This window comes from Streptomyces sp. NPDC005775 (assembly GCF_042871565.1).
Classification (GTDB): domain Bacteria; phylum Actinomycetota; class Actinomycetes; order Streptomycetales; family Streptomycetaceae; genus Streptomyces.
The window spans coordinates 54,868-68,091 of sequence record NZ_JBIAIU010000025.1 but is presented as its reverse complement, the minus strand read 5'-3'; the positions used below and the strand labels follow the sequence as shown (position 1 = coordinate 68,091).

Genomic DNA, 13,224 nt, shown 5'->3' with positions numbered 1-13,224 from the left:
GCCCCGGCCCCCCCGCCCCGCGGCGCGGCGGCGCGGCCCCCCGGGGGGGGGGGGGGGGGGGGCGGGGGGGGGGCCCCCCCGGGGGGGGGCCCCCGGGGGCCCGGGGGGCCGGGGGGGGGGGCGGGGGCCCCCGGCCGTGTCTCCCCGGCCGGGGCCCCCGGGCCTACTTCGCGTCGGCCTTGGCCGCCGCGTCGATCGCGGCGAGCGAGCGGCGGGCCTGGTTCGGGTCCGTGGTGTACCAGAAGTCGGGGAGCGAGGCGCGGAGATAGCTGCCGTACCTGGCATTGGCCAGGCGCGGGTCGAGCACCGCGACGACACCCTTGTCCCCGGTGGCGCGGACCAGACGGCCGGCACCCTGGGCCATCAGCAACGCCGCGTGCGTGGCGGCCACGGCCATGAAACCGTTGCCCCCCGCCTCCTCGACCGCCTTCTGGCGTGCGCTCATCAACGGATCGTCGGGACGCGGGAACGGGATCCGGTCCATCACCACCAGCTGGCAGCTCGCGCCGGGGACGTCGACGCCCTGCCAGAGCGAGAGCGTGCCGAAGAGGCAGGTCTCGGGGTCGGCCGCGAAGTTCTTGATCAGCTCCCCCAGCGTCTCCTCGCCCTGGAGCAGGATGGGCTTCTCCAGCCGGCCCCGCAGCTCCTCGGCGGCGGCCTGGGCCGCCCGCATGGAGGAGAACAGCCCGAGCGTGCGCCCGCCGGCGGCCTCCACCAGCTCGGCGAGCTCGTCGAACATGTCGGTGCGGGACCCCTCCCGGCCGGGGGTCGCCAGATGCCGGGCGACGTACAGGATTCCCTGCTTCGGGTAGTCGAAGGGGGAGCCGACGTCGAGGCCCTTCCACTGCGGGACGTCATCGCCCGCGGTGCCCTCCGGGGAGAGTCCGAGGGAGGCCCCCACTCCGTTGAAGTCCCCGCCGAGCTTCAGAGTGGCCGAGGTGAGGACCACGGAGCGGTCGGCGAAGAGCTTCTCGCGCAGCAGCCCGGAGACCGAGAGCGGGGCGACCCGCACGGAGGCGCCGAAGCGGTCGTGGCGCTCGAACCAGACGACGTCGTACTCGGAGCCCTGCGTGATGCGCTCGGCCACTCCGTGGATCGACTCGATCGAGGCCATCGCCTGCTTGCGGACCGCGTCCTCGTCCTGGACGGACTTGTCGCGTGTGGAGCCGAGTGCGGTGATGACCGTACGGGCGGCGTCGCGCAGCGCCATCAGCGCATACCCGAGGTCCTCGGGGACCTCCTCCAGCCGGCCGGGCAGTGCCAGCTCCATGACCCGCTCGAAGCCCTCGGACGCCGTCTGCAGGGCGTCGGCGGCCTTCTCGTTGACCAGCTTCGCCGCGCGGCGCACCGCGCGGTTGACCTGGCCGGGGGTGAGCTCGCCGGTGGCCACTCCGGTGACCCGGGAGACCAGCTCGTGGGCCTCGTCGACGATCAGCACCTCGTGGCTCGGAAGCACCGGAGCGCCCTCGATCGCGTCGATGGCCAGGAGCGCGTGGTTCGTCACCACCACATCGGCGAGCTTGGCGCGCTCGCGGGCCTGCTCGGCGAAGCACTCGGCCCCGTACGCGCACTTGGTGGCGCCCAGGCACTCCCGGGAGGAGACGGAGATCTGCGCCCAGGCCCGGTCCGAGACGCCGGGGGTCAGGTCGTCCCGGTCGCCCGTCTCCGTCTCGTCCGCCCAGTCCCGCATGCGCAGCAGGTCCTGGCCGAGCTTGCTCGACGGGGCGGCCGCCTCGAACTGGTCGAAGAGTCCTTCTTCCTCCTCCTGCGGCACGCCCTCGTGGAGGCGGTGCAGGCAGAGGTAGTTCGACCGGCCCTTGAGCATGGCGAACTGAGGGCGGCGGCGCAGCAGCGGATGCAGGGCGTCGACCGTACGCGGAAGGTCACGCTCCACGAGCTGGCGCTGGAGGGCCAGGGTCGCCGTGGCCACCACGACGCGCTCGCCGTGTGCCAGGGCGGGCACCAGATAGCCGAGCGACTTGCCCGTACCGGTGCCCGCCTGGACGAGCAGGTGGGATTGATCGTCCACGGCCTCGGCGACAGCGTCGGCCATGGCGGCCTGACCGGGTCGCTCCGTACCGCCGACGGCGGTCACGGCGGCGTGCAGGAGCTCGGGGAGGGATGGCTTCGTCATAGCCCGACCAGCCTACGGGGCGCCACTGACAACGACGCTCACTCCCGGACTCACGCGGAGGGGTGGAGCGGGTTGGCCACCGTGCCGTGCACGGCCGCGTGCGGGCGCTCGGGCCGGTCGCGGTAGCCGTCCAGATGCAGGCGGTTGCGGTTCAGACAGAGGCGTTCGATGCGGGGCGTCAGCATGTCGAACATCTCGAACCGCTCCTTCAGCTCCGGGAAGCGGGCGTGGTGGCGCAGGATCTCCGCCCGGACGAGTGACCAGAATGCGCGCTCCGGGACGCCGAGCTGTTCCTCGCAGAGCGGGGAGAGGAAGCGGAAGACTCCGGTGAAGAGCCCGGAGTGGATGAACTGGGTGAGGAAGCCGGGTTCCTCGGTGAGCAGGACGCGCCGCACGTCCGGTGGCATGGTGTCGTGCTCGGGCAGCGGCCGGGCGCTGACGTTCACGTCGTCGACGAAGTCCTTGATGGCCAGGCGTACCGGGACGTCGTTCTCGTCGAAGACGACGATGGCGTTCTCGCCGTGCGGGGAGAAGACGGTGCCGTAGCGGTACAGGAAGTGCAGGAGCGGCGGCAGCAGCGCGGCGAAGAGCCGGGTGAGCCAGATCGTCGGCGTGAGACCGGAGCGGGCGACCAGCTCGGCGGTGAAGGCGCGCCCCTGCGGGTCGGTGTGCAGCAGCGAGGCGAGCGTGCGGGCCCGCTCGCCGGGAGCGAGGCGTGGGAGGAGCGGCTCGCGCCAGATCGCTCCCAGGATCTCCTTGAACTGGTACGGCGTCTCGGGGAGGTGGTCGTAGAGCGGATGCTCGACCGTGACCGAGGCGACCTCGCCGAGGAGGATCACTCCGCAGGTGTCGCGCAGGAACGGGTCGTTGTCACGCATCCCCTGCACCCAGCCGGTGACGGCGGGGGCGGCGAGGGTGCGTTCGGTCGGCAGGCCCCGCCAGACCAGCGTGTTGAGGATGGACAGCGGAAGCTTGACCGTGTGCCGGTCGGGCCGTGCCAGGTTGGCGAAGGTCCGGATGGACTGCTGCGGCAGCCGCAGGTCCGGGTCGGCGTGCAGGGGGACGATGTCGCCGGAGGCGATGGCCGGGGCGAACACGGGCACGATCCACTCGTCCCACTGCCAGGGGTGGACGGGGAGGCAGTAGTAGCCGTCCGGGTCGAGGCCTCGGCCGCGCAGGGCGGCGGCGAAGGACTCGCGGACCGCGGGGTCCAGCTCCTGGGCGTAGAGCCGGCCGGGATCGGCGAGGGCGTTCACACCCCGGTAGGCGGCAATCCGGGTCGAGACGGCGATCCACGGCAGGGTGACCGGTGTGCGGGCCTCGGGGGTGAAGCGGGCCGCGTCGGTGGCGGAGAAGCCGAGCCGCCCCTTGTTGGCGACGATCCAGGGGTGGCCCGTCTGGTGGCCTTCGAGCTCGGCGTAGTCGAGGTCGGCCAGCTCGGCGGCGCTGAGGGCGCCGTGGTCGAGGCGGGCGTCGGCGGTGAGCGTGGTCGTGAGTTCGCGGACGAGGTGGCCGAGGGTGGCGCCGTCCAGGCCGAGGAGGCGGCGGGCGCGGGCGAGGAACAGCAGCGGATCGCGGAAGGGGACACTGCCCGCGACCTGTCCCCGGTCCGCCGTCCCTGTCGCGTTCTCGCTGCCTGCCCCGGCGGCCGCGTCCGCCTCGGTCGCCGCGCTGCTCGCCTCGCGGATCGAGTCGGCGGCCACACGCCAGCTGCCGTAGACGCCCCGCCGGGCGGCGAAGCTCAGACTGCCGCCGTCGTCGAGCACGAGGGTGTACGTATCGCCGCCGGCCGATCGTGGTACGGGCTGGACGACTTCCTCGTAGGCGAATTCGCCGAGCATCTTGGCGAGCAGCCGGGCGGCGGCGCGGTCCCAGACCGCGCTGTTCAGTTCCGGGGTGCTGAGCAGCGTGGGCGTCCGGGCTGCGTCACTGCTCGCGGGATATTTCGGCACGGGGACTCCTCGGGTGGGAACCGACGGGGTTCGAGCGGTGGTTGCGGGACAGCGGATCATTCACAGGTGGTCACGGTGGGCTCGGTCGCGGACCATCAGCGCGGCCCGCTTCTCCGGGAGTTCGACCTCGGCGGAGTAGCGGAATCCGGCGCGCAGGAAGGCGGAGACGGATGGGGTGTTGCGCAGGTCGGGCTCGGCGACGACCCGTGTGCACCGCGGACGGCTGTCGAGGACGAGGTCGGAGACGGCCCGGAGCAGGGTGCTCCCGATCCCGTGGCCCCGCCCCCGGCCGTCGCCGATGAGGAGGTGGATACCGGTGTCGTGCGGCCGGACTCGGCAGTGACGGGACAGGGGGTCGAGGTCGGCCCGGTAGATCTCCCAGTAGCTCATCGGGACGCCGGAGAGCACTCCCAGGCACGGGATGCTGCGCCCGTCGCCGTCGAGTTGGGGCATCAGGTGCGCGGCGGTGACGGTCTCGGCTCCGGCGAGTTCCCAGAAGTCCGCGACGGCGGGGTCGTTCATCCAGCGGCTGATCAGCGCGAGGTCGCGCTCCAGCCGTACGGGGACGAGCTGGAACACACCGGCAGACGTCGTGACAGGCTTCCACCGCGCAGGCCGGTCGAGCAGGGCGGAGTCCGCCGGTCCGTACCCGTACGCGGGGGCCTCCTCGCCCAGGAGCGCGAGCAGTTCGGCGGTGAGCCGCAGATCCAGTGTGTCCTCGGCGTCCGGGCCGGCCTGGGCAGCGGGCCCGGGGTCGGTGGGCGCATCGGCGGGAGGCACGGTGACGCTCTCCTCTCTCGGCGGTCGGGGTCCCGGAGGGGACGGGGTGTCGTCCTCAGCCGCACAGGGGGTTGGCGATGGTGACGTAGACGGACTGGGTGTCCACGGGTCCGACGAGTTCGTCGAGGCCGCGCAGGCGCGTGAGCATGTTGGCCTTGCAGCGCAGGCGGGGGGTTTCCAGCAGCTGCGCGGGGAGCGGGGATCCGAGTGCGGCGGCCGATGCCAGGAACCGCCGGAAGGCGGCGAGGAGCACCTGTTCGTCGGCGAGCTGCTGGGCGCCGAACGCCCCGATCAGTCCGAACACGTTGTTGATGCCGAGGTAGTACGCGAAGCGTTCGTCGGTGACGGCATCGGAGACGAAGGTGTCGCTGACCGCTCCGATGCCGGGGAGCCTGCGGTCGAGAGCGGCGCGGTGGGACTCGCGGAAGTAGTAACCCTGATTGTCGCGGTAGCGGCCGCCGACCGGCCAGCCCTCGGCGTCGAGCAGGACCAGGGTGTTCTGCTGGTGCGCTTCGAGGGCTACCCCCGCGTTGCCGTCGAGCCAGAGGACCGGCCGCACCACGCGGTCCAGGTAGCGCAGGAACCACTCGGCCGCGACGGCGGTCGTGGTCCGTCCGGTGGCGGTGCCGAGGCGGCGGACGATGTCGGCGAGGCGGGAGTGCATGCCCGGCCGGTCGGGCCAGGGGCGCGGGGCGGTGAGCCCGGCGATGCAGACCGCGTCGTCGTACCGGCCGAAGGGGTTGTGGCGCAGCATCACGTCGAGGCCGGGGATGTGTTCGCCCTCGGGGGTGTCGACCGCGAGCCATGCGGGGTCCCGGACGATGTCGAACCAGGGGTGGGCCGCGTGCCACTGGCGGGCGAGCCCGCTGCGCAGCAGCCGGTGGACCTCCACGCCCCGGTGGAGTTCCTTGCGGAGGTTCTCCCGGCGGGAGTTGGTGATGCGGACGCCGAGGGAGAGTTTCAGCATGAGGTCGACGCCGGGCCGCCCGACGGTGCGCACCGAGGAGGTGGGGTGCCAGCGTTCACCGTACGGACCGAGGTCGTGCAGCAGGCCGCAGTCGGCCAGGGCGGCGACTTCGGGCCGCATCGCCAGTTCGCGGGCCTGCCAGGGGTGGAGCGGGATCGGCGTGGTGCGCGCGGGGAACCGCATGCCCTCGGCGTGGCGGGTCACGAGTTCCGCGGCGTGGACCGGGCGGCCGTGGTCGGTCCAGGCGGAGTCGGTGGCTAGTACGGACCGGTCGACGGCCATCCAGTGGAGAGGGAAGGAACCGTGCGCCTCGGGCGAGTAGAGGCGGCACTCGGAGTCGGAGAGGCCTTCCCTGCTCTTGGGCGAGGGGTGGAGCGGGTGGCCGAGGAGGAGTGACTGCTCCGCGGTCAGGAAGAGGTCCGTCTCGGCGGACGCGGTGGGCCGGCGTCGCTGTGCGTCGATGAATCCGGCGGTACGCCGTACCGAGTCGGCCACCCTGGCGACCATGTCCGCGCCCTCGTTGTGGTCGGCCTCGCGGCCCAGGAGGGCTGCGACGGTGACGGCGTCGGCGGTCGGCGCGCCCTCGGGGGCCTGTTCCAGGAGGGGCGGCCCGAATCGGTGCCAGCCGGTGGCGGACCAGTGGCGGACGGGGACGAGCAGTGCGGTGCCGCTGGCGGGGAGCGGGATACGGAGGATCCCCCCGTCCGGGCGGGGCAGGCCGCATTCACGGACCCAGCAGCGCAGCAGGTTCTCGATGCCCGCCACGTCGGCGGCGCGGAGCGGGTCGGGATGGTCCAGGGGGTCGGGTGCCGGTCCGGGGAAGGCGGTCGCTGTCCGGTGGGCGTGCCACTGACCGTGCGGCACCTCCTTCTGGCGCGGCACGGTCGACGCCTCGACGGCGAGGTGGCCGGAGGTTTCGGCCTCTCCCCGGTGGTGGCTGGAGTCGGGGCCGTCGGCCTCGGGCGCGGGGGTGGGGTTCACGGCGGTCTTTCCTGTGAGGGTTTCCGGGGTCAGCGGATCGACCCGGTCACGGTCCGTCGGTGCGGTGAGCGCTCGGCGGCTGCCAGGGCGTCGGCGAGGCGGTCGACGACCGCTGTCGCCTGTTCGTCGGTGAGCGTGAGGGGCGGCAGCAGGCGTACGACCGTGGAGTGACGTCCGCCGAGTTCGACGATGAGGCCGCGGCGCAGACACTCCTGCTGGACGGCCCTGGCGAGGACGGGGTCCGGTGGCGCCACGCCGCCCGCGCCCACCGGGGCGGCCTCGGGGTCGACCAGTTCGACGCCGATCATCAGGCCCCGCCCGCGGACGTCGCCGATGCACGGGTGATGGCAGGCCAGGCCCTGCAGGCTCGCCAGCATCCGGGCGCCGAGGTCGGCGGCCCGTTCGGCGAGCCGGTTCTCCCGCACGTGGGCGAGGGTGGCGGTGCCGGCGGCCATCGCGAGCTGGTTGCCGCGGAAGGTGCCTGCGTGGGCACCCGGCTGCCAGGTGTCGAGTTCGGAGCGGTAGACGATCACGGCGAGCGGGAGGGAGCCTCCGATGGCCTTGGACAGGACCATCACGTCGGGCACGATGCCGCTGTGCTCGACGGCCCAGAAGGCGCCGGTCCGCCCGACCCCGGTCTGCACCTCGTCGGCGATGAGGGGGATGGACCGGGATGCGGTGATCTCCCGCATCCGGCGCATCCAGCCGTCGGGGGCCGGGTTGACCCCACCTTCTCCCTGGACGGGTTCGAGGATCATGCCGGCCGGTGCGGGCGTTCCGCTCTTGGGGTCGTCCAGCACGCTCTCGGTCCAGCGCGCGGCGAGTTCAGCACCGTGGTCACCCCCGGTGCCGAAGGGGCAGCGGTAGTCCTGCGGGAACGGGAGCCGGGTCACCCGTACGTCCTCGGCGCCGCCCGATGCGGCGAGGGCACCTGCCGTCATGCCGTGGTAGGCGCCGGTGAAGGCGAGCAGGCCGCTGCGCCCCGTGGCGGCGCGGACCAGGGTGAACGCCGCCTCGACCGCGTCGGTCCCGGCGGGCCCGCAGAACTGGATCCGGGCGTTGTCCGCCAACTCCCGCGGCAGGGTGGCGAAGAGCTCCGTGGTGAAGGCGTCCTTGACCGGCGTGGCCAGATCCAGCACGTGCAGGGGCGCACCGGAGTCGAGGACCTTCTTGATCGCCTCCAGGACGACGGGATGGTTGTGCCCGAGAGCCAGGGTCCCCGCTCCGGACAGGCAGTCGAGATAGCGCCGCCCGTCCGCCCCTTCGATGGTCAGCCCCCGCGCCCGAACCGGCACGATCGGCAGCGAGCGCGCGTAGGTCCGGGCGGCCGACTCACGCAGCGACTGGCGGCGCAGGATGCCTTCGTGCGGCGCTGGGTCCTGTCCGGGGTTCCCCCGCGGCGTCGCGGCGCCCGCGCTGGAACTCCGGACAGGGCCCAGCGGTGATGCCGGAGCTGGTTCGGTCACGGCCACGGCTGTTGATCCTCCCGCTGTAACAGTTGCGTTGCACGTCAGCACGATTCCGCATGGACGGACCGCGGGGGTGAACGCTGTGTCCGTGTCCCCCGTACGTACCAACGACGCCGGGCGCGGCGGATCACGGGTAAATCCGAAGATCCTTGCGGGCCGGAACCAGGGCCCTGCCGCAAGCCGTCCACAGCCGCACCGGCATAGTGGGGGACCGTGCCGTGGCTCCGGGAACACCTCCCGGCCGCCTCGGCCTGCCCGGAGAGGCACCCGGACGGCCGTCCGGCGGGGCCCTTCCGTGTGCGGATCAGCAGGCGCAAGTGCAGTACGCAAGCGTTGAGTTACGAAGTCCCAGGGGGATCACCAGATGCGACTCATTCGACCAGGCTTCACCGCACGCCGCGGGGGGAGCGCTCGCCGCACCCCTTCCACCGTGCTCGCCACGGCGGCGGTCACCGCCGTCCTCGCCCTCACCGCGACCGCCTGCGGGCCGAGCGAGGACGACGCGAGCGCCGACCCGAGCAGCAGTTCCGCGGGCCAGACGTCGGACAACAAGATCACCATTCCGGATGATCTGAAGGACCGGCTCAAGGAACACGGGATAGACCTCGACCAGTGGAAGAACGGCGAGTGGAAGAACTGGGACAAGGACAAGTGGCTGCGTGAGGCCAAGGACTACATCAATCCCATCATCGAGGGCCTCTGGGACCCGGACCGGATGCGGGACGCCGACAAGGCGCCCGAGCAGCCGGTCGAGAACGACATCTCCGGCGACGCGGGCGTGACGGACCCGACGCCCGTCCCGGTCAGGGCCGTTGGCGTGCGGACGCCGTACCACGACAACGCCGCCGAGTCGGGGAAGCTGTTCTTCGACGGTCCCGAGGGCTCGATGGTCTGCTCGGCGACCGTGGTGAAGGACCCGGCACACCCGGGGAAGTCCAACATGGTGTGGACCGCGGGCCACTGCGTACACGCGGGCAAGAAGGGCGGCTGGTACCGCAACATCGCCTTCGTGCCGTCGTACAACAACAGCGGCCTGTCGACCGACGAGCTGCGGAACAAGCCGCCCAAGGAGAAGGTCGCCCCCTACGGCGTGTGGTGGGGCTCGTGGGCCCAGACCTCGGAGCAGTGGATCGACCAGGGCGCCTCGGTCGGCGGCCTGGGTGCCCCGTACGACTTCGCCGTGCTGCATGTGACGCCGGAGAAGGGTGCGTCCGGAAAGTCCCTGGAGGAGACGGTCGGTTCGGCTCTTCCCGTCGAGTTCAACGCCCCGGCGGTGCCCAAGATCGCCGATATGACCGCCACCGGTTTCCCGGCCGCTCCGCCGTACGACGGCCAGGAGCTCTTCCAGTGCAAGGACAAGCCGGGCCGGCTTTCCCTCACCAAGAACGACCCGACGATGTACCGCATCGGCTGCACCATGACCGGCGGTTCCTCCGGTGGCGGCTGGGTCGCGGCGGGGCAGGACGGCAAGCCCGCTCTGGTGTCCAACACCTCGATCGGGCCGGTGTCGGCCGGCTGGCTGGCCGGACCCCGCCTCGGCAAGGAAGCCAAGGGCGTCTACGACTCGGTCAGCGAGAAGTACGCGGGGCAGTAAGCACGGATCGCCGTCCGCCCACGGGGGCATGACGGCGCATCAGAGGCCCGGGGCGGGACGCCTCCCGCCCCGGGCCCCCGGGCGAACCCGGTAGCGTACGTGCCCGGATACGGACGGAGGGCCCGCATACCCCATGGGGTGTGCGGGCCCTCCGTCCGTCTTTTCCGCGGTCAGTGCGCCGCGGGTACGAACGCGGCGAGGTCCGAGGCGAGCTCCTCGTGCACCCGAGCCTTGAGCAGGGTGCCCTCGGAGGTGTGCTCCTCGGAGATCACCTCGCCCTCGGCGTGCACCCGGGAGACGAGTCCGCCCTGGGTGTACGGCACGAGCGCCTCGATCTCGACCGACGGCCTCGGCAGTTCGCTGTCGATGAGCGCGAGCAGCTCCTCGATGCCGGCGCCGGTCCGCGCCGACACCGCGATCGCGTGCTTCTCGTTGCGCAGCAGCCGCTGGAGGACCAGCGGATCGGCCGCGTCCGCCTTGTTGATCACCACGATCTCGGGGACGTCCAGCGCGCCCACCTCACGGATGACCTCGCGCACCGCGGCGAGCTGCTCCTCCGGCACCGGGTGCGAGCCGTCCACCACGTGCAGGATGAGATCGGACTCGCCGACCTCCTCCATGGTGGAGCGGAACGCCTCGACCAGGTGGTGCGGCAGGTGCCGTACGAACCCGACGGTGTCGGCGAGCGTGTAGATCCGCCCGCTCGGCGTCTCGGCCCGGCGCACGGTCGGGTCGAGGGTGGCGAACAGGGCGTTCTCCACCAGCACACCCGCACCGGTCAGCCGGTTGAGCAGCGAGGACTTGCCCGCGTTGGTGTAGCCCGCGATGGCGACCGAAGGCACCTTGTTCCGCTTGCGTTCCTGGCGCTTGATCTCGCGGCCGGTCTTCATCTCCGCGATTTCCCGGCGCATCTTCGCCATCTTCTCGCGGATCCGTCGCCGGTCCGTCTCGATCTTGGTCTCACCGGGACCGCGGGTGGCCATGCCACCACCGCCGCTGGAACCGCCGCCGCCCATCTGGCGGGACAGCGACTGACCCCAGCCGCGCAGGCGCGGCAGCATGTACTGCATCTGTGCCAGCGAGACCTGCGCCTTGCCCTCACGGGACTTGGCGTGCTGGGCGAAGATGTCGAGGATCAGTGCGGTCCTGTCGACCACCTTGACCTTGACGACGTCTTCCAGGTGGATCAGCTGGCCGGGGCTGAGCTCACCGTCGCACACGACGGTGTCGGCCCCTGTTTCGAGAACGATGTCGCGCAGTTCGAGCGCCTTGCCGGAACCGATGTACGTGGCCGGGTCGGGCTTGTCGCGGCGCTGGAAGACGGCGTCGAGCACCTGGGCTCCGGCCGTCTCGGCGAGTGCCGCGAGCTCGGCGAGGGAGATCTCCGCGTCGTGCACCGTGCCCGAGGTCCAGACACCGACGAGCACCACGCGCTCCAGGCGCAGCTGCCGGTACTCGACCTCGGTGACGTCCTCGAGTTCGGTGGAGAGTCCCGCCACACGCCGCAGTGCGGCGCGGTCGGAGCGGTCCTGCTGATCGCCGTCCCGCGCTCCGTCGATCTCGTGGCTCCAGGCGACGTCCTCTTCCATCAGGGCGTCGGCCCGAAGGCTTTCGGTGAGGCTCTCGGTGACGTTCTCCGTGGCACTCTGCGCGTCCTGCGCGTCCTGGGGAAGGGAAGAAGAGGAGGTCATTGGATCCTTACGTCGAGAGGAGTGGGTTACGTCAGTCACAACGCGTGACCTCCCGGGATGATTCCCCGAGGGGAGTTTCTCCGGTCCGGCCGCCGCGGCGACTCGTCGATAGTGGCACGGCGGGCCCGGCCCGTCACGCGGGTTTCCCGCTCCCCCGCGGTGTCGTACCGCGCCAGTCCGGATGCCCCGGCATGGGTGGTGTCTTCTTCCCGTACAGCCATCCGTCGAAGAAGGAGGTCAGGTCGCGACCGGCCACCCGGGACGCGAGGCCGGTGAAGTCGGCCGTGGCCGCGTTGGAGTCGCGGTGCTTCCTCACCCAGAGCCGCTCCAGCCGGTCGAAGGCGGGGCTGCCGATCTCCTGGCGGAGCGCGTACAGGACCAGAGCGCTTCCGTCGTACACCACCGGCCGGAACAGGCTGATCTTCTCGCCGGGCTCCGGCGCGGCGGGGCGTGCCGGCGGGCCGCCCTCGGCCCGCCAGCCGTCCGAGCGGGTGTAGGCGTCGCGCATCCGGCGCTCCAGCGGCTTGTCGGCGTGCTCCTCGGCGTAGCGCGCCTCGTACCAGCTGGCGTGTCCCTCGTTGAGCCAGAGATCGGACCAGGTACGCGGGGAGACGCTGTCGCCGAACCACTGGTGGGCGAGCTCGTGGACCATGACCGAGTCCACGTACCACTCGGGGAAGCCGGGCTCGGTGAACAGGCGGCGTTCGAAGAGGGAGAGGGTCTGGGTCTCCAGCTCGAAGCCGGTCTCGGTGTCGGCGACCAGCACGCCGTAGTTCTCGAAGGGATAGCGGCCGACCTGCTTCTCCATCCATTCCAGCTGCCCGGGCGTCTTCCTCAGCCAGGGTTCCAGCTTCTCCCGGTCGGCGGCGGGCACGACGTCGCGCACGGGCAGCCCGTGCGGGCCGGTGCGCTCGACGACGGTGGACCGGCCGATGCTGACCTGGGCCAGTTCGGTGGCCATGGGGTGGCCGGTGCGGTAGATCCAGGTGGTGCGGTCACCGTGCTCGATCCGCCCGGTCCGCTCACCGTTGGCCACCACGGTGAGGTCCTGCGGGGCGGTGACGCGGAAGGTGAAGTACGCCTTGTCGGCGGGGTGGTCGTTGCCGGGGAAGACCCGGTGGCCGGCGTCGGCCTGGTTGGCCATGGCGAGTCCGTCGGCGGTCCGCACCCAGCCCCCGTTGTCCTGCCCGCCCGCGGGGTCGCTGGTGTGCCGGACGGTGATGCGCAGCGGAATGCCTGCCGGGAGGTGGCCCAGCGGCTCGATGATCAGGTCCTCGCCCTCGGCCGCGAAGTCCGCGCGCAGGCCGTTGACGTCGACGGAGCGGACGGTGCCGCCGGTGAAGTCGAGGTTGATCCGGTCCAGCGGCGCGGTCGTCCGCGCGTCGATGGTGGTGACGGCGTCCAGCGGTTCGGTGTTGCGGCCGCGGTAGCTGAGGCCGATGTCGTAGGCGAGTACGTCGTATCCGGGGTTACCGAGGTGCGGGAAGAGCGGGTCCCCGATGCCGAGGGGCACCGGCGCGGGCAGGGTGGCGGCGACGAGGGTGGCCGATGCGGTGGCCAGCAGGGCGGCCCGCAGACGGCGGGAGAGGAACGGCATGGACTACGGCTACCAGCGCCGCCCCCGCCGTACCGGGACGGCGCGCACCGCGCCACCCG

The 13,224-nt window shown here is 72.0% G+C and carries 8 protein-coding genes; 1 reads left to right on the top strand and 7 read right to left on the bottom strand.

Annotation, left to right across the window (positions count from 1 at the left end; genetic code table 11):
• Window positions 1–163: 163 nt before the first annotated feature.
• Genes ACFYPA_RS36050 through ACFYPA_RS36030 form a run of 5 tightly spaced genes read right to left on the bottom strand, consistent with a single transcriptional unit; the run spans window position 164 to window position 8,286 of the window.
• Window positions 164–2,134 (bottom strand): ATP-dependent DNA helicase, encoded by a 1,971-nt coding sequence (locus ACFYPA_RS36050; protein ID WP_389136818.1) that lies wholly within the window; start codon window positions 2,132–2,134, stop codon window positions 164–166.
• Between the two features lie 50 nt (window positions 2,135–2,184).
• Complete coding sequence (locus ACFYPA_RS36045) at window positions 2,185–4,086, bottom strand: IucA/IucC family siderophore biosynthesis protein (protein WP_359084807.1); 1,902 nt, start codon at window positions 4,084–4,086, stop codon at window positions 2,185–2,187.
• Between the two features lie 60 nt (window positions 4,087–4,146).
• Window positions 4,147–4,866, bottom strand: coding sequence for a GNAT family N-acetyltransferase (locus tag ACFYPA_RS36040; protein WP_389136815.1), 720 nt, complete (start codon window positions 4,864–4,866; stop codon window positions 4,147–4,149).
• A gap of 55 nt (window positions 4,867–4,921) precedes the next feature.
• Window positions 4,922–6,814 (bottom strand): IucA/IucC family protein, encoded by a 1,893-nt coding sequence (locus ACFYPA_RS36035; protein WP_389136812.1) that lies wholly within the window; start codon window positions 6,812–6,814, stop codon window positions 4,922–4,924.
• Between the two features lie 29 nt (window positions 6,815–6,843).
• On the bottom strand, window positions 6,844–8,286 hold the full coding sequence (locus ACFYPA_RS36030) for a diaminobutyrate--2-oxoglutarate transaminase family protein (RefSeq protein WP_389136809.1): 1,443 nt from the start codon (window positions 8,284–8,286) through the stop codon (window positions 6,844–6,846).
• 361 nt (window positions 8,287–8,647) lie between these two features.
• On the opposite strand from ACFYPA_RS36030, the gene ACFYPA_RS36025 reads away from it, so the two are divergent.
• The gene (locus tag ACFYPA_RS36025; protein ID WP_389136806.1) at window positions 8,648–9,877 is read left to right on the top strand and encodes a trypsin-like serine peptidase; all 1,230 of its coding nucleotides are present in this window, start codon (window positions 8,648–8,650) and stop codon (window positions 9,875–9,877) included.
• A gap of 170 nt (window positions 9,878–10,047) precedes the next feature.
• Here ACFYPA_RS36025 and hflX read toward each other — a convergent pair whose 3' ends face one another.
• Both hflX and ACFYPA_RS36015 read right to left on the bottom strand, forming a co-directional pair.
• The gene (gene hflX / locus ACFYPA_RS36020) at window positions 10,048–11,568 is read right to left on the bottom strand and encodes a GTPase HflX (protein WP_359084815.1); all 1,521 of its coding nucleotides are present in this window, start codon (window positions 11,566–11,568) and stop codon (window positions 10,048–10,050) included.
• 133 nt (window positions 11,569–11,701) lie between these two features.
• Window positions 11,702–13,165 carry a M1 family metallopeptidase gene (locus tag ACFYPA_RS36015; RefSeq protein WP_359320343.1) on the bottom strand — a complete coding sequence of 488 codons (1,464 nt, stop codon included), beginning with the start codon at window positions 13,163–13,165 and terminating at the stop codon, window positions 11,702–11,704.
• Window positions 13,166–13,224 lie beyond the last annotated feature (59 nt).

Coding starts and splice junctions, on each gene's coding strand:
- hflX (WP_359084815.1), bottom strand. CDS start 11,568: ATGACCTCCTCTTCTTCCCTTCCCCAGGACGCGCAGGACGCGCAGAGT.
- ACFYPA_RS36050 (WP_389136818.1), bottom strand. CDS start 2,134: ATGACGAAGCCATCCCTCCCCGAGCTCCTGCACGCCGCCGTGACCGCC.
- ACFYPA_RS36025 (WP_389136806.1), top strand. CDS start 8,648: ATGCGACTCATTCGACCAGGCTTCACCGCACGCCGCGGGGGGAGCGCT.
- ACFYPA_RS36015 (WP_359320343.1), bottom strand. CDS start 13,165: ATGCCGTTCCTCTCCCGCCGTCTGCGGGCCGCCCTGCTGGCCACCGCA.